This is a genomic window from Mesorhizobium sp. ES1-6, from assembly GCF_020164775.1.
Taxonomy (GTDB): domain Bacteria; phylum Pseudomonadota; class Alphaproteobacteria; order Rhizobiales; family Rhizobiaceae; genus Mesorhizobium.
Genome location: NZ_JAIUGU010000002.1, coordinates 704,486 through 728,079, shown reverse-complemented (window position 1 = coordinate 728,079; position 23,594 = coordinate 704,486). Strand labels below are relative to the sequence as shown.

At 64.4% G+C, this 23,594-nt stretch carries 21 protein-coding genes; 6 read left to right on the top strand and 15 right to left on the bottom strand.

Annotation, left to right across the window (positions count from 1 at the left end):
* Nucleotides 1-26: 26 nt before the first annotated feature.
* From LB564_RS08115 to LB564_RS08085, 7 genes are all read right to left on the bottom strand, one after another.
* A complete protein-coding gene (locus tag LB564_RS08115) occupies nt 27-1,040 on the bottom strand; it encodes an ABC transporter ATP-binding protein (RefSeq protein WP_224536456.1) in 1,014 nt (337 codons plus the stop codon).
* On the bottom strand, nt 1,033-2,145 hold the full coding sequence (locus LB564_RS08110) for an ABC transporter ATP-binding protein (protein WP_224536454.1): 1,113 nt from the start codon (nt 2,143-2,145) through the stop codon (nt 1,033-1,035). Before LB564_RS08110 ends, LB564_RS08115 begins: the two co-directional genes overlap by 8 nt.
* Before the next feature lie 2 nt (nt 2,146-2,147).
* Nucleotides 2,148-2,351, bottom strand: a complete 204-nt coding sequence (locus LB564_RS08105; protein WP_140709532.1) for a hypothetical protein — start codon at nt 2,349-2,351, stop codon at nt 2,148-2,150.
* 190 nt (nt 2,352-2,541) lie between these two features.
* Nucleotides 2,542-3,492 carry a carbohydrate ABC transporter permease gene (locus tag LB564_RS08100; protein ID WP_140709533.1) on the bottom strand — a complete coding sequence of 317 codons (951 nt, stop codon included), beginning with the start codon at nt 3,490-3,492 and terminating at the stop codon, nt 2,542-2,544.
* The gene (locus tag LB564_RS08095; protein WP_095771946.1) at nt 3,489-4,436 is read right to left on the bottom strand and encodes a carbohydrate ABC transporter permease; all 948 of its coding nucleotides are present in this window, start codon (nt 4,434-4,436) and stop codon (nt 3,489-3,491) included. Before LB564_RS08095 ends, LB564_RS08100 begins: the two co-directional genes overlap by 4 nt.
* A 123-nt stretch (nt 4,437-4,559) precedes the next feature.
* Nucleotides 4,560-5,891 carry an ABC transporter substrate-binding protein gene (locus tag LB564_RS08090; protein ID WP_224536452.1) on the bottom strand — a complete coding sequence of 444 codons (1,332 nt, stop codon included), beginning with the start codon at nt 5,889-5,891 and terminating at the stop codon, nt 4,560-4,562.
* Between the two features lie 254 nt (nt 5,892-6,145).
* Nucleotides 6,146-6,835 carry a PIG-L deacetylase family protein gene (locus LB564_RS08085; RefSeq protein ID WP_224536450.1) on the bottom strand — a complete coding sequence of 230 codons (690 nt, stop codon included), beginning with the start codon at nt 6,833-6,835 and terminating at the stop codon, nt 6,146-6,148.
* 26 nt (nt 6,836-6,861) lie between these two features.
* On the opposite strand from LB564_RS08085, the gene LB564_RS08080 reads away from it, so the two are divergent.
* The 5 genes from LB564_RS08080 to nhaA all read left to right on the top strand — a co-directional run bounded on the left by LB564_RS08080 (nt 6,862) and on the right by nhaA (nt 13,706).
* Nucleotides 6,862-7,752 carry a DMT family transporter gene (locus LB564_RS08080; RefSeq protein WP_224536448.1) on the top strand — a complete coding sequence of 297 codons (891 nt, stop codon included), beginning with the start codon at nt 6,862-6,864 and terminating at the stop codon, nt 7,750-7,752.
* A gap of 47 nt (nt 7,753-7,799) precedes the next feature.
* Nucleotides 7,800-10,262 (top strand): ATP-dependent helicase HrpB, encoded by a 2,463-nt coding sequence (gene hrpB, locus LB564_RS08075; RefSeq protein WP_224536446.1) that lies wholly within the window; start codon nt 7,800-7,802, stop codon nt 10,260-10,262.
* A gap of 26 nt (nt 10,263-10,288) precedes the next feature.
* A complete protein-coding gene (locus LB564_RS08070) occupies nt 10,289-11,620 on the top strand; it encodes an ActS/PrrB/RegB family redox-sensitive histidine kinase (protein ID WP_140706564.1) in 1,332 nt (443 codons plus the stop codon).
* Between the two features lie 65 nt (nt 11,621-11,685).
* The gene (locus LB564_RS08065) at nt 11,686-12,249 is read left to right on the top strand and encodes an ActR/PrrA/RegA family redox response regulator transcription factor (RefSeq protein ID WP_140706562.1); all 564 of its coding nucleotides are present in this window, start codon (nt 11,686-11,688) and stop codon (nt 12,247-12,249) included.
* Nucleotides 12,250-12,512: 263 nt separating this feature from the next.
* Nucleotides 12,513-13,706 carry a Na+/H+ antiporter NhaA gene (gene nhaA, locus LB564_RS08060; RefSeq protein WP_224536444.1) on the top strand — a complete coding sequence of 398 codons (1,194 nt, stop codon included), beginning with the start codon at nt 12,513-12,515 and terminating at the stop codon, nt 13,704-13,706.
* A 241-nt stretch (nt 13,707-13,947) separates the two neighbouring features.
* Here nhaA and LB564_RS08055 read toward each other — a convergent pair whose 3' ends face one another.
* The 3 genes from LB564_RS08055 to cueR form a co-directional block, all read right to left on the bottom strand.
* Nucleotides 13,948-14,448: an MmcB family DNA repair protein gene (locus LB564_RS08055; protein WP_224536442.1), complete on the bottom strand. Its 501-nt coding sequence runs from the start codon at nt 14,446-14,448 to the stop codon at nt 13,948-13,950.
* 90 nt (nt 14,449-14,538) lie between these two features.
* A complete protein-coding gene (locus tag LB564_RS08050; RefSeq protein ID WP_411910163.1) occupies nt 14,539-15,108 on the bottom strand; it encodes an OsmC family protein in 570 nt (189 codons plus the stop codon).
* Between the two features lie 25 nt (nt 15,109-15,133).
* Entirely contained in the window at nt 15,134-15,544 is a 411-nt protein-coding gene (gene cueR / locus LB564_RS08045; protein WP_140706556.1) for a Cu(I)-responsive transcriptional regulator, read from the bottom strand.
* Between the two features lie 227 nt (nt 15,545-15,771).
* Here cueR and LB564_RS08040 point away from each other — a divergent pair, with 227 nt between their 5' ends.
* Entirely contained in the window at nt 15,772-16,389 is a 618-nt protein-coding gene (locus LB564_RS08040; protein WP_140706554.1) for a L,D-transpeptidase, read from the top strand.
* A gap of 173 nt (nt 16,390-16,562) precedes the next feature.
* On the opposite strand, the gene LB564_RS08035 is transcribed toward LB564_RS08040, so the two are convergent.
* From LB564_RS08035 to LB564_RS08015, 5 genes are all read right to left on the bottom strand, one after another.
* Nucleotides 16,563-17,132, bottom strand: a complete 570-nt coding sequence (locus LB564_RS08035) for a NifU family protein (RefSeq protein WP_027142904.1) — start codon at nt 17,130-17,132, stop codon at nt 16,563-16,565.
* 146 nt (nt 17,133-17,278) lie between these two features.
* Entirely contained in the window at nt 17,279-17,770 is a 492-nt protein-coding gene (locus LB564_RS08030; protein WP_140706552.1) for a universal stress protein, read from the bottom strand.
* A gap of 115 nt (nt 17,771-17,885) precedes the next feature.
* A complete protein-coding gene (gene trpS, locus LB564_RS08025; protein ID WP_224536440.1) occupies nt 17,886-18,953 on the bottom strand; it encodes a tryptophan--tRNA ligase in 1,068 nt (355 codons plus the stop codon).
* A gap of 118 nt (nt 18,954-19,071) precedes the next feature.
* The gene (gene murJ, locus LB564_RS08020; RefSeq protein WP_224536438.1) at nt 19,072-20,679 is read right to left on the bottom strand and encodes a murein biosynthesis integral membrane protein MurJ; all 1,608 of its coding nucleotides are present in this window, start codon (nt 20,677-20,679) and stop codon (nt 19,072-19,074) included.
* A 46-nt stretch (nt 20,680-20,725) separates the two neighbouring features.
* On the bottom strand, nt 20,726-23,527 hold the full coding sequence (locus LB564_RS08015) for a [protein-PII] uridylyltransferase (RefSeq protein WP_224536436.1): 2,802 nt from the start codon (nt 23,525-23,527) through the stop codon (nt 20,726-20,728).
* Nucleotides 23,528-23,594 lie beyond the last annotated feature (67 nt).

Sequence of the window (23,594 nt, the reverse complement as noted above, 5' to 3'; positions counted from 1 at the left end):
CCTTAGCAGCGACGCCGAAAAACCGGTCACATCAGGCGTTGTCCGTCGGCGCCGAAATAGAGCGGCGAGCGGTAGCGGATCACCACTTTGTCGCCTTGCGCCAGATCGGTGTCGGGATCGGTCAGCGTCACCAGTTTCTTCGGCCCCACCGTCACATGCAGGTGGTTCTGGTCGCCGAGATGCTCGACCCAGTCGACGACGCCGTCGGCATGGCCGTTGCTTGCCTTCTCGATCGCCAGATGCTCGGTGCGCGCGCCGATCGTCTTGGTGCCGGCCGGCGCGCCGCCATCGGGCAGCAGGCCGGAGGGCAAGAGATTGATCGCCGGCTGGCCGAGCCGTGCCGCCACATGCAGGTTCGCCGGCTCGGAGTAGATGGTTCGCGGTGAGCCGATCTGCACCAGAACCCCGTCAGCCAGGATGCCGATGCGGTCCGCCATGGTCATCGCCTCGATTTGGTCGTGGGTGACGTAGAGCATGGTGGCGCCGAGTTCGGACTGGATGCGTTTCAGCTCGAGCCGCAGATCCGCGCGCAGCTTGGCGTCGAGCGACGACAGGGGTTCGTCCATCAGATAGATCGCCGGCTTCCGCACCAGCGCCCGGCCGATGGCGACGCGCTGCATCTCACCACCCGACAGCTTGGTCGAGCGGTTGGCGAGCTTGTGGTCGATGCGCACCATCTTCGCCACCTCCTCGACCCGGCGGCGGATCTGGTCTTCCGGTATCTTTCGCGCCGGCGAGCGCAGCGGAAAGGCGAGGTTGTCGAACACCGACAGATGCGGATAAAGCGAATATTGCTGGAAGACGAAAGCGGTGTCGCGCTCGGCTGGCGACAGGTTGGTGGCATTGTGGCCGCCGATCTCGATCGTACCGGCATCCGGCCGCTCCAGCCCGGCGATCAGCCGCAGTGTCGTCGTCTTGCCGGCGCCGGTCGGCCCGAGCAGCACGACGAATTCGCCATCCGATATATGCAGGTCGAGACCGTCGATGGCGACATGCTCGCCGAAACTCTTGGTCACGCCTTTGATGTGCACATCAGCCATGCTGCACTCTCCCTTGAGAGGCGGTGTCGTGGATCGCCGTCCTCACCGCGCGCCCGGAGCCTTTTTCGAACAGCGACAGCCGTGCGCTGTTCAGCGTCAGGCCGACATGGTCGCCGGCGTTGAGCCGGATTTCGGCCGGCACACGCGCCTTGATGATACCGTCCGCCGTCTCCACCGCGACGATCTGCGTGGTGCCGAGATATTCGGTGCCGTAGATCGCGCCGCGCAGTTTCGAGGCGTCGTCGAAGCGGATGTGCTCCGGCCGGATGCCGAGCGCCATGTCGGCGGGTGCCACATCCTCGCGCACCTCCGGTACGCCCACCGTCGCCCCCTGGACGACCACCTCTTTCGCGCCTTTTGCGACTCCGCCGCCAAATTTCAAAAAATTCATCGGCGGCGAACCGATGAAGTCGGCGACGAACATGGTCGCCGGGCGGTCGTAGATTTCGCGTGGCGTCCCGAACTGCTCGATGACGCCGTGGTTCATGACAGCGATCTTGTCGGCCATCGACATCGCTTCCATCTGGTCATGCGTGACATAGACCGTGGTGGCGTGGATGCGGTTGTGCAGTTCGCGCAGCTCATGCACCATGAGGTCGCGGAATTCGGTGTCGAGCGTGCCGAGCGGCTCATCCATCAGGAAGCATTTTGGCCGCCGCACGATGGCGCGGCCGAGCGCCACGCGCTGGCGGTCGCCGCCGGCGAGGCCGGAGACCGATTTGTTGAGCAGATGGTCGATGCGCAGAAGCTTCGCCGTCTCCTCGACGCGTGTGCGGATTTCGGCGGAGGGCATGCCTTGCGCCAGCAGCGGGAAGCCGATGTTCTTGCGCACATTCATATGCGGGTAGAGCGCGAACAGCTGGAACACGAAAGCGATGTCGCGCTCGCGCGCCCTGAGCATGGTGACGTCGTCGCCGCCGAGCAGGATCTGGCCGCCCGTCGGCAGTTCGAGCCCGGCGATCATGCGCAAGGTGGTGGTCTTGCCGCAGCCTGACGGTCCGAGCATGACGAAGAACTCGCCATCCTCGACGACGAAGTTGGAATCCTGCACGGCGACGAAATCGCCGAAGGCCTTTCTCAGATGCTGGACGCGGATTTCGGCCATGATTATTCCGGGAATTTCGAGACGATGATGAACATCACCGTGCCGGCGAGCATGGTGATGAAGGAATAGGTGTAGAGCGACAGCGCGAAGGGCTGGAACAGCATCAGGAAGCCGATGGCGATCAGTGCGGTCGCGATGTTTTCCATCACCCCGCGCCTTGCCCAGCGTGGCCATGAGGATTTCCTTGAGATGGCGGGGCGCGTCATGCGTAGCTCCTTTCCTTCTCCCCGTTCACGGGGAGAAGGTGGCCCGAAGGGTCGGATGAGGGGCGGCGCCAACGCCTCGGTTCAAGGCGGATGTCGGCGCTGCCCCTCATCTGCCTGCCGGCATCTTCTCCCCGTGAACGGGGAGAAGGGACGCTGCCGCAGCGCCGGTTCCACACTTGCTGACGATCAGTCATTTGCGCACCGCGCCGAAGGTGATGCCGCGCAGCAATTGCTTGCGGAGCAGGATGGTGAAGACCAAGATCGGCACCAGGAAGATCGTCGTGCCGGCCGCCACCGCGGGCCAGTCCTGGCCGCCTTCGCCGATGATGGTCGGGATGAAGGGCGGCGCGGTCTGTGCCGTGCCCGAGGTCAGCAGCGCGGCGAAGGCATATTCGTTCCAGGCGAAGATCAGGCAGAAGATGGCGGTCGCCGCAATGCCGGTGGTCGCTTGCGGCAGCACGGTGCGCCAGAAGGCCTGCAGCCTGGTGTAGCCGTCGATCATCGCCGCTTCCTCATATTCGCGCGGGATCTCGTCGATGAAGCCCTTGAGCAGCCATACCGCCAGCGACACGTTGACCGCCGTGTAGAGCAGGATCATGCCGAGCGCGGTGTCGGACAGGCCGAGCTCCCGGTACATCAGGTAGATGGGGATGGCGACCGCGATCGGCGGCATGAAGCGTGTCGACAGGATGAAGAACAGGAGATCGTCGGCGAGCGGCACCTTGAAGCGCGAGAAGCCATAGGCCGAGAGCGTGCCGAGAAACACCGCGCAGAAGGTCGAGCCGAAGGCGATGATCAGCGAATTGATGAAGCGCGGCAGGAAGTTGGACGGGCCGGCGATCACCATGTTGCGCTTGCGCACCGTCTCGTCGCAGAAGCCGGTCGCTGGTCCGAGCGAATTGATGTATTCCGGCGTCTGTCTGGTGCGCGTGGTGAACAGGTTGCAGTAGCCCTCGATGCTCGGCTGGAAGACGATCTTGGGCGGATAGGCGATCGAGTCCGGCGGCGTCTTGAAGCTGGTGGCGAAGATCCACAGCAACGGCACGATCGAGATCAGCGCGTAGGCGATGATGATGGCGCCGGCGATGCGCTTCGAACCTGCCGAAGGGGCGACGACCGAATGGGCTGTGGTCAGGCTCATCTCTGCTTCACCTTGTTGAGCGCCTTGACGTAGATGTTGGCGAGACCGAACACCGCGACGAACAGGATGATGGCGAAGGCCGAGGAATAGCCGGTGCGCCAGCTTTCGAAGGCCTGACGCTTCAGCGTGATCGAGGCAACCTCGGTGGTCGAGCCCGGCCCGCCGCCGGTCAAGAGATTGACCATGTCGAACATCTTGAAGTTCTCGATGCCGCGAAACAACACCGCCAGCATGATGAAGGGCAGCGCCATCGGCAGCGTGATCGACCAGAACTGCCGCCAGTTGGAGGCGCGGTCGACCTCGGCCGCTTCATAGATGTATTCGGGGATGGAGCGCAGGCCCGCGAGGCAGATCAGCATCACGTAGGGCGTCCACATCCAGGTGTCGACGATGATGATCGACCACGGCGCCAGCGAGACGTTGGACAGCATCTGGATGCTTGTCGGCGGAATGCCCGACACGAACGAGATGACATAGGAGAACAGGCCGATCTGCGGCTCGTAGAGGAAGCGCCAGAAATTGCCGACCACCGCCGGCGACAGCATCATCGGCACCAGGATCAGCGTCGTCCAGAAGGCGTGGCCGCGGAACTTGCGGTCGATCAGCCAGGCCAGCGTGAAGCCGATCAGCGTCTGCAACAGGATGGTCCAGAACACGAAATGCGCCGTCGTCTGCATGGCGATCCAGATGTCCTGGTCGCCGAGAATGCGCTGGTAGTTGGCGAAGCCGAGGTTCTTCACCACCTCGTTCGGGCGGTTGGCGCGAAAATTGGTGAAAGACAGGTAGATCGCCCAGAACAGCGGGAAGATGTTGATGGCGAGCAGCAACAGGATCGTCGGCGAGATGAACAGCCAGGCGAGGCCCTTGTCGCTGATGCCCCGGACCTTGCGCGCCAACGGTTCCGGGGTCGCCCGGGCAACGTTCTCCGCAGTCCGATTGAGCATGGTTAGTCCTGCTTCGGTCACTGGTCAGTCTCGATGATGGAATTTATCTGAACTGCGTCCCGTGCCAAGGGCGGCACGGGACGCGTCGGTCGGGCTCGGGAGGAGCCTTACCTCTTGCCGAGGTTACATCTTGCCATCGTCCTGGAAGACCTGAGTCCAGTCCTTGACCAGGCCGTCGAGAGCATCCTTGGCCGAACCCTGGCCGGCGACGACATAGTCATGGAAGCGCTTCTGCGAGGCCTGCAGCAACGGTGCGTAGCTCGGCTCGGCCCAGAAGTCCTTCACGATGGCCATCGAGTCGAGGAAGGTCTGCGCATAGGGCTGGCTGGCCGGGAATTTCGGATCCTTGACCACCGCGTTCAGGCAGGAATAGCCGCCGAGCGACCACCACTTGGCCTGCACGTCCTTGTTGGCGAACCACTTGATGTATTTCAGCGCCGATTCCTGCTTGTCGGAATAGGACACCACCGAAATGCCCTGGCCGCCGAGCTGCGCGAACTGGTCGCCGTCAGGACCCTTCGGGTTGACGAAATAGCCGATCTTGTCGCCGCCGACATTCTCGTCCTTCTGCAGGCCCGGCCATGTGAAGGCGAAGTTCATGTGCATCGCCACCTGTCCCGATTTGAAGGCATCGACGCCTTCACCCATGTAGCTGTTCGAGGCGCCGGGCGGCGTGCAGCAATCATACAGCGCCTTGTAGAACTCCAGCCCCTTCACCGATTTCTCGGAATTGACGAAGCCTTCCATCTCGTAGGGCTTCTTGGGGTTTTCGTACTGGAAACCGTAGCTGTAGAGCACGTCCATGGCGCCCATGGTGATGCCTTCGGAACCGCGCTCGGTGTAGATCGAGGCGCCGTAGACCGTCTTGCCGTCGATCTGCCGCTTCTGGAAGAATTCGGCGATCTGCTTCAACTGGTCGAAGGTGGCAGGCGGGCCGAGATCCCAGCCATACTTTTCCTTGAACTCCTTCTGCAGCTCCGGCTTGGAGAACCAGTCCTTGCGGTAGGTCCAGCCGACGACATCGCCCATCGCCGGCAGCGCCCAGTAGTTTGGCGTGTTCTTCGGCCATTCCGAATAGCCGACCACGGTCGCCGGCACGAAGTCGTCCATGCTGATCTTCTCCTTGTCGAAGAAGTCGTTCAGCTTGACGTAGTGGCCGTTCTCGGCCGCGCCGCCGATCCACTGGCTGTCGCCGATGATCAGGTCGCACAGCTTGCCGTGCGAGTTCAGCTCATTGAGGAAGCGGTCGGCATAATTGGTCCACGGCACGAACTCGAATTTCATGCCGATGCCGGTTTCCTTGGTGAAGTCCTTGGACAGTTCGACGAGCGCGTTGGCCGGGTCCCAGGCGGCCCAGCACAGCGTCAGGTCTTCAGCGTGCGCGGCGTTCGAGACGGCTGTCGACGCTGCGATGGCCGAGGTCAGTCCCAGGGCCAGTTTAAAACTCGATTTCATGCCTTCCTCCCATTTGTGAAACACGTCCGGATGACGGTCTCAAGAGCCCTCAACCTCTCTCCTCAGAGGCCCAAACATGGCGGCATCGCCGTGCCGCGGATGTTTAGTAATTTGTTTAGTGATGCAATTTTTACTAAACAAGGCAAGCGAATTCGTTGCTGCGCCGCAGCATGTTTGCGCGGGTGTCTGAAAAAATTGGGAAAAGCGTCGGGCGCCGGTCGGATGATCGCGGAGTGTGGACGTGGCCCCGAGGGTCAGTCGACCCGCCTGGTGCTCACCATCACCGTCCTGATCGGCGGCGCTGGCGGCAGCAGCGCGCGGATGTCGCCGAAGGGAAACATCGGTTCGAAGCGAAAGGCTTCGGCCTGCGCCCCCGCTGCGCCATTGCATTGGCCCGCGCGAAAAAGGGTCTGCGTCAGCGCGATATCGACGAACCGATCCGGGTCCTGAGACTGGTGCATGCGGATCGCCCTGGCCTTGATCTCGGCATGGGGGGAAATATCGACATAGTGCGTCGGCGAGAATCCGGTGCCGCCCATCGTGTCTGCATGCAGCACGGGTACGCCGAACGACGCCGCGATGCGCACGCCGTCCGACAGCGCGCGGTGGTCGGCGTGATAGTCGTTGGGTGCGTGGGTGATCACGAGATCGGGCTCGATATCGCGGATCAGCGTTTTCAGCGCATCGATCAGTGCGGCGTCCGCCACCAGCCCGCCATCGGGAAAGTCGAGAAAGCGGGGTGCTGCCCCGAGCAGCGCGGCCGCGGCCGTCGCTTCCGCGCGGCGGACACGAGCCAGGATGGCGGGATCGCTCTTGCCGCCCCTGGCACCATCGGTGGCCACGGCAAAAGTGAGTTCTGCGCCTTGCGCGGCATAGGCGGCCATCGTACCGAACATGAAGATCTCGATGTCGTCCGGATGCGCACCGAGCGCCAGTATTTTCAAGCTTCTCTCCCCGGAAATGGAAAAACGTGCCGAACGGAATCCTGCTCGCCCTGATCGCCTATGCAAGCTATTCGTGCAGCGATGCCGTTATCAAGAGCCTGGGCGGCCAATTCACGGTGTTCGAGATCGGCTTCTTCTCGACATTGTTCGCCGGCTGCTTCCTGTTCTTCAGCCGGCCGGCCAGCGAGCGCTGGCGTGATTTCTGGCGCACCAAACGGCCCTGGGCGGTGCAGGCGCGGGCCTGGGCCGGCATCGCGTCGGGCGTGCTCAGCGTCTATGCTTTCACCACCATTCCGCTGGCCGAGACTTATGCGCTCATCTTTCTGGCGCCGCTCTGTGTCACCATTCTGTCCACCGTGATCCTCAAGGAGAAGGTCGGTCCCTGGCGCTGGCTGGCGGTGGTCGCCGGCTTTGCCGGCGTCATGCTGGTTGTCAGGCCGGGCTTTCGCGAGTTGCACCTCGGCCACCTTGCCGCTTTCATCATCGCTTTCCTCGCCGCCGCCAATGTCATCCTGATGCGTTCGCTGGCGCAGCAGGAAAAACGCACGACCATCCTCGGCGTGCTGATTGGTTATGGGCTGCTGTTCAACGGCATCGGCGCCGCCGCGACCTCCTTCACCGTCCCGGATGGAAAACAGCTGGTCTGGCTGGTGATGGCGGGCGCCTTCACCGCCTGCGGACAATTGCTGCAATTGTTGGCCGCCAAATACGCCCCCGCCAACCGGATCGCGCCGACGCATTATTCGCAGATCGGCTGGGCGGTCATCCTCGGCGCATTGTTCTTCCAGGAATACCCGGACTGGCTGTCGCTTGTCGGCCTCGCGATCGTCGGCGGATCCGGCCTGCTGACCATGGTGCGCGAGGAAGTGCGGCTGGGCACGGTGCGCTGGAATCCGTTTTCGCGAGCCCGGCTTTAAGCCGGTGCCGGTTGCAGGGTGGCCGTGACCGCTGATATGCGGGCGCGATGACGACAAAACCCTTGCCGGAGCTCCCCGTATCAGCCGTGCTGCCCGCACTGAGCGAAGCGCTCGGCTCCGGCAACAGCGCCGTGCTGGTGGCGCCGCCCGGTGCCGGCAAGACGACGCTGGTGCCGTTGGCGCTGCTCGATGCGCCTTGGCTGGGCACGGGCAAGATCGTGTTGCTCGAACCGCGCCGGCTGGCCGCCCGCGCCGCCGCGCGCCGCATGGCCGAACTGCTCGGCGAGGAACCGGGCGCAACGGTGGGCTATGCCATGCGCATGGAAAACCGCACCTCGGCACGGACGAAAATCCTGGTCGTCACCGAGGGCGTTCTGGCGCGCATGATTCTCGACGACCCTGAACTGCCCGGCGTTTCGGCGGTCATTTTCGACGAATTCCACGAGCGCTCGCTCGACGGCGATTTCGGTCTCGCTCTCGCCCTCGACGTGCAAGGCGCGCTGCGGCCGGATTTGCGGCTGCTGGTAATGTCGGCAACGCTCGACGGCGCGCGGGTCGCGAAACTCCTGTCGGGCGCGCAGGTGATCGAGAGCCAGGGCCGCGCCTTTCCGGTCGATGTCCGCTACGACGAGCGGCCGGCCGGGGTGCCGATCGAGGATGCCATGGCCAAGGCGATCCGCTCCGCCCTTTCCGACGAGAACGGCATCGTGCTCGCCTTCCTGCCCGGCCAGCGCGAGATCGAGCGTACCGCCGAGCGGCTGGCCGGCAAGGTCGGCGCGGACACCGATATCGTCCCGCTCTACGGCCAGCTCGACGGCAAGGCGCAGGACGCGGCGATCAAGCCTGCACCGATGGGTCGCCGCAAGGTGGTGCTGGCGACCTCCATTGCCGAGACCTCGATCACCATCGACGGTGTGCGCGTCGCCATCGATTCCGGCCTGTCGCGGCTGCCGCGCTATGAGCCGGCCAGCGGCCTGACACGGCTGGAGACAGTTCGCGTCAGCAAGGCTTCCGCCGACCAGCGCGCCGGCCGCGCCGGGCGCACGCAGGCCGGCGTCGCCATCCGGCTGTGGCGGGCCGAGCAGACGGCGGCACTTCCCGCCTTCACGCCGCCGGAAATCCTCGAGGCGGACCTGTCCAGCCTGCTGCTCGACTGCGCCGCCTTCGGCGTCGCCGATCCCGCGACGCTCGCTTTCCTCGATCCTCCGCCGGCCCCGGCGCTCAACGAGGCAAGGGGGCTGTTGCGGTCGCTCGATGCCCTCGACGAGGCCGGGCGCCTGACCGAAGCGGGTGCTTCGATGCGCAAGCTCGCTCTGCCGGTACGGCTGGCGCATATGGTGGCCGAGGCGGCCAGCAGCGGCCATGCCGGCGAGGCAGCCATGCTTGCGGTGTTGCTCACCGAGCGTGGCCTTGGCGGCGACGGCGCCGATCTCGAACGGCGGCTGATGCGGTTTCGCGCGGAAAAATCGCCGCGTGCCACCGCCGCGCGGCAGCTCGCCGACCGATTGGCGCGGCAGGTCGGCGGGGTGAAAGACAGCGGAGCTGGTCCAGCCGGAACCCTGCTCATCCATGCATGGCCGGACCGCGTCGCCAAGGCGCGCGGCGAGCGCGGCCGTTTCGTGCTGGCCAATGGCTCCGGCGCCATGCTCGATGCCGCCGATCCGCTGGCGGGCGAACCCTTTCTGGTCGTCGCCGACCTGCAGGGCAAGGCGCAGAATGCCCGCATCACGGCGGCGGCGGCAATCAGCGAGGACGACATCCGGACGGCCCTTGGCGGCAAGATCGAAACGCGCCGGCAGACGAGTTTCGACCGCGAGCGCCGCGCCGTGCGGGTGCGTGAAGCGGTGCGCCTTGGCGCCATCACACTCACCGAACGCATGCTGCCGGCGCCGGCCGGCGCCGATGCTGACCGTGCCATCCTCGAGGCGCTGCGCGAGCACGGGCTTTCCCTTTTGACCTGGAGCAAGGAGGCCCAGACGCTGCGCCAGCGGCTGTCCTGGCTGCACAAAGGCTTGGGCGCGCCCTGGCCCGACATGTCGGATGCTGCACTCATCGAACATCTGAACGACTGGCTGCTGCCATTCCTGGCCGGTGCTGCTTCCTTCGCGGCCATCGATCCCGGCTCCATTTCGGCCGGGCTGGCCTCGCTCGTGCCGCATGACCTGCAGCGCAAGGTCGAGACGCTGGCACCGACCCATTTCGACGTCCCGTCGGGCAGTCACGTGCCGATCCGCTATGACGGTGAATGGCCGGTTCTGGCGGTCCGCGTCCAGGAACTGTTCGGCCTCGACCGCCATCCCTCCATCGCCAACGGCACGGTGCCGCTGACACTCGAACTGTTGTCGCCGGCGCATCGGCCGATCCAGACCACGCGCGACCTGCCCGGCTTCTGGCGCGGCTCCTGGGCCGATGTGCGCGCCGACATGCGCGGCCGCTATCCCAAGCATGTCTGGCCGGAAAATCCCCTGCTAGCCGCTGCTACCGCCCGCGCCAAGCCGCGTGGGACCTAGCGCTGCCCATCCCGCGGCTGTAATCCATGGCCATGATCAACATCCTGAACACGCCAGATTTCCAGCTGAGCCAGCGGCTGCGCCTCAACACGCTGATCCGGTTGCGCTGGCTGGCCATTGTCGGCCAGAGCGTTACGGTGCTCGTCGTCGCCTATGGCCTGAAGTTCCCGCTGCCGGTCAGCCTGTGCTTCGCGCTGATCGCCTGCTCGGCCTGGATGAACCTGTTCCTCGCCTTCCGGTTTCCGGCCGCGCACCGGCTCACGCCGTTCGCCGCCTTCGGCATCCTGATCTTCGACAGCCTGCAGCTTGCCGGCCTGCTCTACATGACCGGCGGCTTGACCAATCCGTTCTCGCTGCTGATGACCGTGCCCGTCGTCATTTCGGCGACGTCGCTTCCCCTTCGCCTCACCGCCATCCTCGGCGGGCTGGTCATGGCGGCGGCGACCTTGCTGGTTTTCGTCCACCTGCCATTGCCCTGGCATGAAGGCGCGCCGCTGGTGATGCCCTTCATCTACGTCGCCGGCATGTGGATGGCGGTGCTGTCGTCCATCGCCTTCACTGCCATGTATGCCTTCCGGGTGGCCGCCGAAGCGCGGCTTCTGGCCAATGCGCTCGCCGCCACCGAACTGGTGCTGCAGCGCGAGCAGCACCTTTCGGCGCTCGACGGGCTGGCCGCCGCCGCCGCGCACGAACTCGGCACGCCGCTCGCCACCATCACGCTTGTCGCCAAGGAGATGGAAAAGGCGCTCGGCAAGGACCCGAAATATGGCGAGGACGTCACGCTGCTGCGCTCGCAAAGCGAACGCTGTCGCGAAATCCTGAAGCGCCTGACAAGCCTGTCGTCCGAGGGCGAGGCGCATCTATCCCGCCTGCCGCTGACCTCGCTGGTCGAGGAAGTTACCGCACCGCATCGCGACTTCGGCATTTCGATCAAGCTTCGCCCCGGCGACCGGACCGGACCCGAGCCGGTCGGACGCCGCAACCCCGGCGTCATCTACGGTCTCGGCAATCTGGTCGAGAATGCCGTCGATTTCGCCCGCAAGAGCGTCACCCTGCGCTGGAGCTGGGACGAGGCCACCGTCACCTTCTCCATCATCGATGACGGGCCTGGTTTCCCCGCCGAGATCATCGACCGCATCGGCGAGCCCTATATGTCGACGCGCCAGGGAACCGAGGCCGGCGGCGGCCTGGGGCTCGGCCTGTTCATCGCCAAGACGCTGCTCGAACGCTCGGGCGCCACACTCGATTTCCGCAATTCGAGTGGTCTGGGGGAAGGGGCCGTGGTGCAGATATCATGGCCGCGAAGCGTCTTCCTGAACCCGGAATCGGCTTCGGCAACCATGTTTGACACTGCGTAAATTGGACAATGGCCCCGCAAAACTATATCTGCGTAAAAATAAGGCAGCAGGAATTTTTCAAGACGATGACAGGCGACGAAAATAGTGGCGCAATGGTTGAGGGCGAGGACACCTCGCTTCTGATCGTCGACGACGACAAGCCGTTCCTGACCCGTCTGGCCCGTGCCATGGAAACCAGGGGTTTCCTGGTCGACACGGCGGAGAGCGTCGAGGAGGCGGTGGGCAAGGCGCGCGCCAATCCGCCCGCCTACGCGGTGGTCGACATGCGGCTCGGCGACGGCAACGGACTCGACGTCGTCGCCGCCATCCGCGAAAAGCGCCAGGATTCTCGCACCATCATCCTGACCGGCTACGGCAACATCGCCACCGCGGTGACCGCGGTGAAGCTCGGCGCCGTCGACTATCTGTCGAAGCCGGCCGATGCCGACGACATCTTCGCCGCGCTCACCCGCACCTCGGGCGAGCGCGCGGCCCCGCCGGAAAACCCGATGTCGGCCGACCGCGTGCGCTGGGAACACATCCAGCGCGTCTATGAAATGTGCGAGCGCAACGTCTCCGAGACCGCGCGCCGGCTCAACATGCATCGCCGCACGCTGCAGCGGATACTGGCCAAGCGCGCGCCGCGCTGAGGTGCGCCAACCACGCGGGGCATCAGACCAATACCAGTTTACAACGCGCGGCGGAGACCGCCTACTAGATAGGTCAGTGCCGCCCCTCATTGCCCTGCCGCAACGCGGCGCCATCTTGCGACGTTGGCGGTTGGCGAAATCGGCGATAACAGCGCCCCTCTCCCCGTCACTATACGGGGGGAGAGGATGCCGGCAGGCAGGTGAGGGGCAGCGCCGACGCTTGGATGATGAATCCGCCAAGCAGGCGGCATGACGGAGGCGATATGCAGGATCAGAAGCAGCGGCTGGTTTCCGTCTTCCGCGAATTCCTCGACAGTGAGGCCGCCGGCGGTATCATCCTGATGGCGGCGGCGGCCCTTGCGCTGATCGTCGCCAATTCGCCGCTTGCCGGGACCTATTTCGCCGTTCTCCACGCCTATCTCGGTCCGCTCAGCGTCTCGCACTGGGTCAATGACGGGCTGATGGCGGTGTTCTTCCTGCTCGTCGGGCTGGAGATCAAGCGCGAAATGCTCGACGGCCAGCTTTCGACCTGGCCCAGGCGGGTGCTGCCCGGCATCGCCGCCGCCGGCGGCATGGTGGTGCCGGCGCTGGTCTATGTCGCCATCAACAGCAACAATCCGGCCGCACTCTCCGGCTGGGCGATCCCGACCGCCACCGACATCGCCTTCGCGCTCGGCGTGCTGTCGCTGCTCGGCAGCCGCGTGCCGGCCTCTCTGAAAGTCTTCCTGACCGCGCTTGCCATTATCGACGACCTGGGCGCCGTCATCATCATCGCCATCTTTTACACCAGCGGCTTGTCGCTGGCCTATCTCGGCGCCGCCTTCGCCGTCATTGCCGTGCTCGTCGTGCTCAACCGCATGCGGGTGATGAGCCTGGTGCCCTATCTCGTGCTCGGTGCCATCCTGTGGGTGCTGGTGCTGAAGTCGGGCGTTCATGCCACGCTGGCTGGCGTCGCGTTGGCGCTCACCATTCCGCTCGAACGCTCCGCAGGGATCGGCCACGACCTCGACCATTCGCCGCTGCACCGGCTGGAGCACGGCCTGCACAAGCTCGTGGCGTTCATCGTCATCCCGATCTTCGGCTTTGCCAATGCCGGTGTTTCGCTCGCCGGCCTGAGTTTTGGCGCCCTGATCGAGCCGTTGACGCTGGGTGTCGCGACCGGCCTCGTCGTCGGCAAGCTGGTCGGCGTGTTTGGCTCCTCCGCCCTCGCCATCCGCTTCGGCCTTGCCGACCTGCCGGCCCATGCCGGCTGGTCGCACATGATCGGCATTTCGCTGCTGTGCGGCATCGGCTTCACCATGAGCCTGTTCATCGGCCTGCTCGCCTTCGCCGGCGACGTGGCGCTGCAGGACGCGGTCAAGGTCGGCATTCTGGCGGGTTCGCTGGTCGCGGCGCTGCTTGGTGCCGCCGTGCTGCTCATGGCGCCGGCGACTGGTGGCGCGGAAGAGACGGAGTAATAGCGGTTTCAGGGCTGGAGCATCCACCGGCAACGCCGCGCCGCCCCTCATCTGCCTGCCGGCATCTTCTCCCCGTAAACGGGGCGAAGGGCGCTTTCATCGCGGATTTCGCCAATCGCCAACGCTGCGGAAAGCGTCACGGCCAGCTTCTTTCTCCCCGTTTACGGGGAGAAATGCCCGGCAGGGCAATGAGGGGCGGCGCAAGCGTTGGAAAATGATCAGTTTTTGATCATGCCGAAACCTACTCGCTCTCCCCCTCCTGCGCCGGCACCGCCACGCCCGCAAGCTCCGCCGCCAGCAGCCGCGAAGCACCCGCCCTTGCGATGCGCAGCATCAGCGCCTTGCGCGTTGCCGCCGCCATGCGGTGTTCGGGCGCGTCGCGCAGAACCTCGGCGCCATAGCCGTCGGAGAGGATGAAGCCGCATTCCTCGGGAAAGATCTCGGCCGGCACGGCGGGATGGGTGGCAAAGAAAAAACGGTCGGAATGCAGCCGGTAGTCCGGCCATTTGCGGTCGACGCGAAAATCCTCGATCGAGGATTTGATCTCGATGATCCAGATGTCGCCCTGGCGAGTGAGTGCCACGAGATCGGCGCGGCGGCCGGTGGCGAGCGACAGTTCCGGCAGCACATGGGCGCCCATCTGCGTCAGCAGCCGCTGCACGCCACGCCGTACCAGCATGGCGCGCTCGGACTGGCGACCGTCGATGAGCGGGTTGAGGAGAATCGGGGAAATGATCGGCATGGCAGGCACCATGCCAGATTTTGTTCACGGTTTGAACCCGTTTAATGCGGGGCGATTATCCGCTAGGCGCTACAGGGCGGTGGAATGGCTTCACGCCTTCGAGTATTTGCCCGTCTTTATCAGCGGCCAGGCTTTAGCGTAGGGCATGAGACCCTCGTGCTTTGATTTCCAATGGGCATCGATGCCGTCCCAGCTATTTCCTTGGAACACATGCCGACACTCGGGACAGATTTTCGGCTCCCGATCGGCCATCCCACCCTCCGTCTGAATCGTGACCGGCACACCTTGGCGCAGCGAGTTGGTGACCGCTGAAATCTGGCCGGCGCGATCGATGACTTCCTGCGGATCGAAACCATCGAGCGTTTCACATGACACCGTCATTGCAGCCGATGTTGCCAGCAGCGGTGTGCCTTCGAGGGTGACCACCACGCTGACGGAGATCTTGCCAAGCTTCGTTCCCAATGCTTCGGCGACATAGCGAAGGTCGTTGCAAAAGCAGCCGCCGATCGCCAACGCGAGCAACTGGCCGCCATTGAAGCCAAGGCCCAGGCCGCCAGCCTTGCCCTCGGGTCGGTCGACGACGATCGTATGCCCACCGGCCCAGCCCATCGCGGCTTCAGTGCCTTCTACATTGCGCAGTTCCACAGTCATCGAGACCATGAAGTCTCCCTCCATTCATACAAGCCTACGGATGCAAGGCTTCAGCATCCACCGCACCCGCCATGTCATCCAGGATCGGGCAATCCGGCCGCTCGTCGCCGTGGCAGGCGTGGACCAGCTTCTGCAGCGTCGAGCGCATCGACTGCAGCTCGCGCACCTTCTCCTCGATGGCGCTGACATGGGCGGCGGCGATCGCGCGCACGTCGTGGCTGGCGCGGCTGCGATCCCTGTAGAGCGCCATCAACTGGCGGCAATCGTCTATGGAAAAGCCGAGATTGCGCGCGCGGCGCAGGAAGGCCAGCCGGTGGATGTCGTCGCCGGAATAATCGCGGTAGCCGTTGGCGGCGCGCGCGGGCGCGATCAGGCCGATCTCCTCATAGTAGCGGATGGTCTTGGCCGGCAGGCCCGAACGCGTGGCGGCGTCTCCGACATTCATGGCGAATTCCTCGATCTTGCGAACCTGCGGTCCGAGCCTCTTTGATTTTCCTTCACAATCCGGTGAGGGCTGTTGCCGAAATGTCATAGTGATACGCTTACCAGCACGTAAGTCCTGGCATATAGGCATCGTGCGCTTGGCAAGCAAAGCAAATGCCAGCATGAATGATGGCGAGAAAGCGGCCGACTCGTGCCGCTGACGTTTTGGGCGGGGCACCGGATCACCACATGCGCATGAAGTCGCTTGCAATAATTGCCGCCTTGGCGCTGTCCACCGCTATTGCCGGTTGCAGCACCATCGGCGGACAGATCTTCTCCAACGACTATGGCGCGGTGACAGATGCCGGTTACCAACTGCCGCGCATCCCGATCGAGAAGGTGCCGAGGCAGTATCACCGGCAGGAAGTGAACTACGACACCAAGGAAAAGCCGGGCACCATCATCGTCGATACGCAGAACAAGTTCCTCTACTTCGTCGAGGGCGACGGCCGGGCCATCCGCTACGGTATCGGCGTTGGCCGCGAGGGCTTCGAGTGGCACGGCACCGCCCATATCGCGCTGAAGCGCGAATGGCCGACCTGGACGCCGCCGCGCGAAATGATCAGGCGCCAGCCGGAGCTGACGAAGTTCGCCAATGGCATGGAGCCGGGCCTGAAGAACCCGCTCGGCGCGCGCGCCATGTACCTGTTCAACAAGGGCGGCGACATGGGCTACCGGCTGCATGGCAGCCCGGAATGGAATTCCATCGGCAAGGCGATGTCGTCGGGCTGCATCCGCCTGATGAACCAGGACATTATCGATCTCTATGACCGCGCCTCGGTCGGCGCCAAGGTCATCGTGATGTAAAGGCCCGTGCCCCGTGAGGGGCATGGCCGAACCAAGTTTCGTACGCGGACCGTCTAGGCAACAACGGACGTCCCAAACAGAAAACCGGGCAATTCGGCCCGGTTTTTTGTTGTTCGCGGATAGGATGTTTCAGCGCTTGCGCAGAGCGACAGGCGGCCAGCGGCGCGGAACGATCAGCTGACCTGCTCGACCTGCTGCACTTCCGGCACGAAATGGCGAAGCAGGTTCTGGATGCCGTGCTTCAGCGTCGCCGTCGACGACGGGCAACCGGCGCAGGCGCCCTTCATGTGCAGGAACACGGTGCCGTTCTCGAAGCCGCGGAAGGTGATGTCGCCGCCGTCCTGGGCCACCGCCGGGCGCACGCGCGTGTCGAGCAGTTCCTTGATGGTGATGACGAGCTCCTCGTCGGCCTTGTCGTAGAACTCGCCCGTCTGGCTGGTCTCGGCGGCCGGGCCGGCCTTGGCCATGACAGGCGCGCCGGACATGAAATGCTCCATGATGGCGCCGAGGATCGCCGGCTTCAGATGCTGCCAGTCCGGGCCGTCCTTCGACACGGTGATGAAATCATAGCCGAAGAAGACGCCGGTGACGCCGGGGATTTCGAACAGCCGCCCAGCCAGCGGCGAGGCCGTCGCCGCACTGTCGGCATCACGGAAATCGGCGGTGCCTTCGAGCAGCACTTCCTTGCCAGGCAGGAACTTCAACGTCGCCGGATTGGGCGTCGACTCGGTCTGGATGAACATGGCCGTCTCCATGCCCGTTTTGGGCAACTAGTTTGGAATAGTTCTAAATAGGCTCTATCGGCTGGACATTCAAGCGAAACGCATCGCCCAGATGGCTGGCTGGCGGAATGTTTTTGCTGGCTGGGGAACTGAATTCCGGGCGGGCCTCAGGCGAGGCTGTCGATTTCCTCATCCGACAGATTCTGCGGCACAACGGTGACCGGAATGGGGAAGGCGGCACCCTTGCCGGCCACGGCGCCAACCAGTGGCCCCGGCCCTTCCTTGCCGGCGCCGGCCGCCAGCACCAGAATGGCAATATCCTGGTCTTCCTCGATCAGCCTGTGGATCTCTTCAGTCGGCTTGCCCTCGCGCACGACCATCTCCGGTTCGATGCCGAGCTTCTGGCGCACCTTGTTGGCGTAGCCGTCCAACGCTGCGCGCGCCGTGGCGTTTGCCTCCTCGCGCATGATCTTCTCGACGCCCAGCCAGTGCTGGAAATCGTCCGGTACGATGACATAGAGCAGCACCAGCGTGCCGCTGGTGCTCTGCGCCCGCTTCGAGGCGTAGGCGACGGCGCGTTCGCATTCCGGCGTGTCATCGATGATCGTCAGGAATTTCCTGCGATGACCGGCTTCGCGGCTGAGACGTTTAGAGACCATGTCTATCTACTCGGTATCTTTTCGGCCGCAATCTGCCACCGCGGCGGACCGGCGGCAAGCCGCCGGTCTTGGGCCAGTACGTCCTTGCCCTATATGGTCCGATGCACCGATGGGCTCAGCCCTGCAGCAGGCCGATAATGTCGCGCACAGTCTTCATCGTTGTTTCGGCAAGCACGCCGGCACGTTCGCCACCGTCCCGGAGCACGGCGTCGACATAGGCGCGATCGCCCTGGATCCGGCGCATCTCGCTGGCGATCGGGGCCAGCCTCTCCACCGCGAGATCGGCGAGCGCCGGCTTGAACACGGAGAATTGCTGGCCGCCGAACTGCTGCAGCACATCGGCCTTCGACATTTCGGCGAGGCCTGCATAGATGCCGACGAGGTTCTCCGCCTCGGGACGGCTTTCCAGCCCGTCGGCCTCGCTCGGCAAGGCCTCCGGGTCGGTCTTGGCCTTGCGGATCTTCTTCGAGATGGTGTCGGCATCGTCGGTCAGGTTGATGCGCGACAGGTCCGATGGATCCGACTTCGACATTTTCTTCGACCCGTCGCGCAGGCTCATGATGCGCGCCGCCGGCCCGCCAATGACCGGCTCGGTGATCGGGAAGAAACCGTTCACCGTCTCCTCACCGACCTGCATCTCGACGCCGACGCCAAGGGTGGCGATGCGGTTGGAAAAGTCATTGTTGAATTTCTGGGCGATGTCGCGGGTCAGCTCCAGATGCTGCTTCTGGTCCTCGCCCACCGGCACGTGCGTCGCGCGGTAAAGTAGGATGTCGGCGGCCATGAGCGAGGGATAGGCGAGCAGGCCCAGCGAGGCATTCTCGCGGTCCTTGCCGGCCTTGTCCTTGAACTGCGTCATCTTGTTCATCCAGCCGATGCGCGCGACGCAATTGAAGATCCAGGCAAGCTCGGCGTGCTGCATCACCCGCGACTGGTTGAAGACGATGTGCTTCTTCGGGTCGATGCCGGAGGCCAGGAACGCCGCGGTGATCGAGCGCGTCTGGTCGGCGAGGTCGTCATGGACGAGCTGGGCTGTCAGCGAATGCAGGTCGACGACGCAGTAGATGCAGTCGGACGTATCCTGCAGGGCAACGAATTTCTTGATGGCGCCGAGATAGTTGCCGAGATGCAGATTGCCGGTCGGCTGGACACCGGAGAAGACGAGTGGCTTGAAGGCGGTCATGGGTTCCTCATGGCTTGTGGAGGGCCGTTTCGCGCGCGGCGAAAGTCTTTCGACGGCGCGCTTATGGACCAACGCAATTGACGGATCAAGAGGCGGCGAGGCCGGCTGGCCTGGCGTTTCATTCATCGAGTTCCGATTTCGCCACGGATGGGTCGGCCTTCGCTTCCTTGCGCGCTACGTTGCGCCGGATCATGCCGAAATCGGCGCCGCCGGTGGCGAACGCCGTGACAAAATAGAGTGTCGCCCCGCCGGCCACCAGCGCCAGCACGGTCGTTGCCTTGATCACCAGTGGCGAGCCCGGTCCAAGCCTGGCGGCGAAGTAATGCTCGGCGAAATAGAGGGCGACACCCATCACCACCGCCGACAGCACCAGGCGCGGAATACGCTTCAGGAGCGGCACGTCGCGGCCCCAATGGCCGCGCCGGATCAACACGGCAAGCAGCATCAGCGCGTTGACCCAGCCGGCGACGGCGGACGCCACCGCGATGCCAGGCGCGCCCATCCTCGGGAACAGCGTCAGCGCGGTGGCGACGTTCACCGCCACGGAGATTGCCGCGAAGATCATCGGCGTGCGCGTGTCCTCGCGGGCGAAATAGCCCGGGGTGAAGGCCTTGATCAGCACGAAGGCCGGCAGGCCGAGACCGAAGATCGCCAGGATCGCCGCCACGACAGGGGTCGAATGGTTGGCGGCGAAGGCGCCACGCTCATAGACCAGCCGCACGATCGGCTCCGACATCACCCACAGCGCTACCGCCGCGGGCAAGGTCATGAACAGCGTGAACTCGACCGAGCGGTTCTGCAGATTGGCCGCCTCGATCAGATTGCCTGACTTCAGCGCCCGCGACAGCTCGGGTAACAGCACGATCGCCACCGCGACGCCGACGACGCCGAGCGGCAATTGGTAGACGCGGTCGGCATAGGCGAGCGAGGAGACGGCACTGTCCTGCGCCGAGGCGATGGCCGTTCCGATCAGTTGGTTGATCTGGGTGATGCCGCCGGTGATTGCCGCCGGCAGCGCCAGGATGAGCAGCCGCTTCACGTTCGGCGTCATCTTGGGCCGGCGGAAGCCGATCGCGATGCCGGCATTGCGCACCGCCACCCAGACGATGGCGAGCTGCACGACGCCGGCCGCAAGCACGCCCCAGGACAGGGCGAAGCCGACGGCATGCGCATCCAGCCCATGGTACCAGGCGTAGCCAAGCACACTGATCAGGATGATGTTGAGGAAAGCCGGCGCGATCGCCGCCGCGAAATAGCGGCGCAGCGAGTTCAGCATGCCCGCCATCATGGCGGCGAGCGACATGCAGATCAGATAAGGGAACATGATCGTCGCGAGCGTCACGGTCGTCTCGAACTTGCCCGGCGTGTCGGCAAAGCCAGGCGCCACCAGGTAACGCACGATCAGCGGCATCGCCAGTTCCATGGCGATGGTCAGCACCAGCAGCGCCGAGAACAGCACGCCGAACACTTCTTCGGAAAAACGCTTGGCGCCGTCGGTGCCATGCGTCTCGATCTCCTTGGCGAACAGCGGCACGAAGGCGGCGTTGAAGGCGCCTTCGGCGAACAGCCGGCGAAAGGTGTTGGGGAACTGGAAGGCGGCGTTGAAGGCGTCGGCGACCGGCCCGGTGCCCAGCGCGGCCGCCATCAGCATCTCGCGGCCGAAACCGAGCGCACGGCTCATCAATGTGCCGGACGCGACGGTGGCGAATTTCTTGACGAGACTCATGCGTTCGCAAACTGCCTGTGGGATTGGGACAAAGGGATGTTGGCCGTCACTCGGCGGCTGCCTTGGCCCTGCCGCCGCGTTCGGCCGCCGCGCCTTCGAGCGCCGCCATCAGCCGGTTGCGGATTGTGGCGATGCGGGCCGGGCTGTCGATCTTCTGGCCGGTGAGGTCGGTGACATAGAAGGTGTCGATGACCTTCTCGCCGAAGGTGGTGATGTGCGCCGATGCGATGTCGAGCGAGAGATCGGACAGCGTCCCGGTTATCTCCGACAGCAGGCCTGGGCGATCGAGCCCCTCGACCTCGATGACCGAAACCCGGTTCGACAGCGCGTTGCGGATTTCGGCGCGCGGCGGGATCTTGAACACTTTGGCGCCGCGCCTTGGCTTGGTGCGTTTCTCGATCATCTCCGGCAGCCAGCTCTTGCCCGACAGCACGTCCTCGATCAGCCTGCCGACGCGCTCGGCGCGCCGGCGCTCGTCCTCGTCGCGGTCGAATTCCCTCGATATCAGGATCGTGTCCAGCGCGCGGCCGTCCGACGTGGTGAAGATCTGCGCGTCGACGATGTTGCCGCCGGCGCCGGCGCATGCCCCGGCAATGACCGAGAGAAGACGGGGGTGGTCCTGCGCCAGCACGGTTATTTCGGTCACCGCCTCGAACTGGTGGGTCTTGACCATGGTGGCGAGCTTGTTGCCCGCCGCGTCCGCCTCGCGGATGAATTCGGCGTGGCGAAGCTGGTCCGGCAGGTCCACGGTCAGGAGGTAATTTTCATAATGCAGACCGACATAGCGCTTGCGCGCCTTGTCGGGCCAGTCGGCGAGCGCCTCGGCCAGGCTTTCGCGCGCCGCCGCCGTGCGTTGGGCACGCGAGACTTCCGAAAAGCCGCCGGTCAGCAGCAGCTCGGTCTCGTAGTAGAGCGTGCGCAGCAACTGGCCCTTCCAGCCGTTCCAGACACCCGGCCCGACGCCCCTGATGTCGCAGACGGTCAGGATCAACAGCATCTTCAGCCGCTCGACCGACTGCACGATCGAGGCGAAATCCTCGATCGTCTTGCGGTCGTTGAGGTCGCGGGTCTGCGCCGTCATCGACATCACGAGGTGGTTCTCGACCAGCCAGGCGACGGTTTCCGTATCGGCCGGCGAAAGCCCCATATGCGGGCAGATCCGTCGTGCGATCCTGGCGCCGGCCTCGGAATGGTCTTCCGGCCGGCCCTTGGCGATGTCGTGCAGCAGCACCGCGACATAGAGCGCCTCGCGGCTCTTCTTCAGACCCGGCATCAGCGAATGCGACAGCGGATGCACCTTCTCGCCGTCGCCGCGTTCGATTTCGGCCAGCACGCCTATGCAGCGGATCAGGTGCTCGTCCACCGTATAGTGGTGGTACATCGAGAACTGCATCATGGCGACGATCTTGCCGAAGTCCGGGATCAGCCGGCCGAGCAGCCCCGCCTCGTTCATGCGCCGCAAATTGAGCTCGGCATTGCGGTCCGAGGTCAATATGTCGAGGAACAGCCGGTTGGCCTCCTCGTCGCGCCTGAGCGACTTGTTGACCAGGCCGAGCGAACGGGTGAGCAGTTTCAGCGCATCGGGGTGGAATTCCAGCCCGTGCTTGTCGGCGAACCAGAACAGCCTGAGAAGATTGACGGGGTCGCGCTCGAACACCTGGTCGTCGGCGATGTTGATGCGGTGGTTGTCGACGATGAAGTCCGACGTCCCGGCGAGCTTGCGCTTGCGGCGCTGGAAGGTGAGGAAGATGCGGTTGAAGCCAGGCACATGCTTGGCCTGCTCCTCCTCCAGCGCGGCGCAGAAGATGCGGGTCAGGTCGCCGACATCCTTGGCGACGAGGAAATAATGCTTCATGAAGCGTTCGACCGCCGACAGGCCGGGATGTGTCGTATAGCCGAGCCGTTCGGCGATCTCGCGCTGGATGTCGAAATGCAGCCGTTCCTCGGCCTTCCCCGTGAGGAAATGCATGTGGCAGCGCACCGCCCACAGGAAATCCTCGGCCTTCTGGAATTCGCGGTACTCGGCCTGCGTGAAGACGCCCTTCTCGACCAGTTCCTCGCCGGTGCGCACGCGATAAAAATATTTGCCGATCCAGAACAGCGTCTGCAGGTCGCGCAGGCCGCCCTTGCCGTCCTTGACATTTGGCTCGACCAGATAGCGGCTCTCGCCGGCCTTGGCATGGCGCTCGTCGCGTTCGGCGAGCTTGGCCTGCACATATTCCGGGCCGGTGGTGCGCACCACCTCATGGTCGAAGCGCAGCATCAGCTCGTCATAGAGCTTGCGTTCGCCCCACAGGAACCGCGCTTCCAGGATCGAGGTGCGGATGGTGATGTCGGTGCGCGACAGCCTGAGGCACTCTTCGATGTTGCGGGTGGCATGGCCGACCTTCAGCCCCAGGTCCCACAGCATGTAGAGCATGTATTCGACCGTCTGTTCGCCCCACGGCGTCTGCTTGTAGGGCAGCAGGAAAAGAAGGTCGATGTCGGATCCCGGCGCCAGCGTGCCGCGGCCATAGCCGCCGACGGCAACGACCGCCATGCGTTCGGCCGAGGACCGGTTCTTCACCCGGTAGACATGAGTCGCGGCAAAATCGTAGAGCGCCCGGATCAGCTCGTCCATCAGGTGCGACAGCCGTTCGGCGCAGGCGTTGCCGCCGCCATCCTGCATCAGCATGGCCTCGGCTGTCTTGCGGCCCTCGGCGAGACGCCCCTTGAGAAGCTGAAGAACGGCGGCACGGATGGGCTGGCTGGAACCGTCGCCGGCGCTGGCCGCGGTCAGCGCAGTCATCTCGCGACGCAAAGCGTTGCCGTCGATCAGTTCGTCGAGCTTCAGGGAGATTTTCGCCATGGATACCGGTTGGCCTTGCCTTTTGGGCGGCGTCTATAGCGTGTTTTCACGGCGGTGGGTATGGGCC

What these genes read in the sequence shown, in the direction of transcription:
- LB564_RS08115 (WP_224536456.1), bottom strand. Translation starts at nt 1,040, where the DNA reads ATGGCTGATGTGCACATCAAAGGCGTGACCAAGAGTTTCGGCGAGCAT.
- LB564_RS08110 (WP_224536454.1), bottom strand. Translation starts at nt 2,145, where the DNA reads ATGGCCGAAATCCGCGTCCAGCATCTGAGAAAGGCCTTCGGCGATTTC.
- LB564_RS08105 (WP_140709532.1), bottom strand. Translation starts at nt 2,351, where the DNA reads ATGACGCGCCCCGCCATCTCAAGGAAATCCTCATGGCCACGCTGGGCA.
- LB564_RS08100 (WP_140709533.1), bottom strand. Translation starts at nt 3,492, where the DNA reads ATGAGCCTGACCACAGCCCATTCGGTCGTCGCCCCTTCGGCAGGTTCG.
- LB564_RS08095 (WP_095771946.1), bottom strand. Translation starts at nt 4,436, where the DNA reads ATGCTCAATCGGACTGCGGAGAACGTTGCCCGGGCGACCCCGGAACCG.
- LB564_RS08090 (WP_224536452.1), bottom strand. Translation starts at nt 5,891, where the DNA reads ATGAAATCGAGTTTTAAACTGGCCCTGGGACTGACCTCGGCCATCGCA.
- hrpB (WP_224536446.1), top strand. Translation starts at nt 7,800, where the DNA reads ATGACGACAAAACCCTTGCCGGAGCTCCCCGTATCAGCCGTGCTGCCC.
- LB564_RS08070 (WP_140706564.1), top strand. Translation starts at nt 10,289, where the DNA reads ATGGCCATGATCAACATCCTGAACACGCCAGATTTCCAGCTGAGCCAG.
- LB564_RS08065 (WP_140706562.1), top strand. Translation starts at nt 11,686, where the DNA reads ATGACAGGCGACGAAAATAGTGGCGCAATGGTTGAGGGCGAGGACACC.
- nhaA (WP_224536444.1), top strand. Translation starts at nt 12,513, where the DNA reads ATGCAGGATCAGAAGCAGCGGCTGGTTTCCGTCTTCCGCGAATTCCTC.
- LB564_RS08055 (WP_224536442.1), bottom strand. Translation starts at nt 14,448, where the DNA reads ATGCCGATCATTTCCCCGATTCTCCTCAACCCGCTCATCGACGGTCGC.
- LB564_RS08050 (WP_411910163.1), bottom strand. Translation starts at nt 15,108, where the DNA reads ATGGTCTCGATGACTGTGGAACTGCGCAATGTAGAAGGCACTGAAGCC.
- cueR (WP_140706556.1), bottom strand. Translation starts at nt 15,544, where the DNA reads ATGAATGTCGGAGACGCCGCCACGCGTTCGGGCCTGCCGGCCAAGACC.
- LB564_RS08040 (WP_140706554.1), top strand. Translation starts at nt 15,772, where the DNA reads ATGCGCATGAAGTCGCTTGCAATAATTGCCGCCTTGGCGCTGTCCACC.
- LB564_RS08035 (WP_027142904.1), bottom strand. Translation starts at nt 17,132, where the DNA reads ATGTTCATCCAGACCGAGTCGACGCCCAATCCGGCGACGTTGAAGTTC.
- LB564_RS08030 (WP_140706552.1), bottom strand. Translation starts at nt 17,770, where the DNA reads ATGGTCTCTAAACGTCTCAGCCGCGAAGCCGGTCATCGCAGGAAATTC.
- trpS (WP_224536440.1), bottom strand. Translation starts at nt 18,953, where the DNA reads ATGACCGCCTTCAAGCCACTCGTCTTCTCCGGTGTCCAGCCGACCGGC.
- murJ (WP_224536438.1), bottom strand. Translation starts at nt 20,679, where the DNA reads ATGAGTCTCGTCAAGAAATTCGCCACCGTCGCGTCCGGCACATTGATG.
- LB564_RS08015 (WP_224536436.1), bottom strand. Translation starts at nt 23,527, where the DNA reads ATGGCGAAAATCTCCCTGAAGCTCGACGAACTGATCGACGGCAACGCT.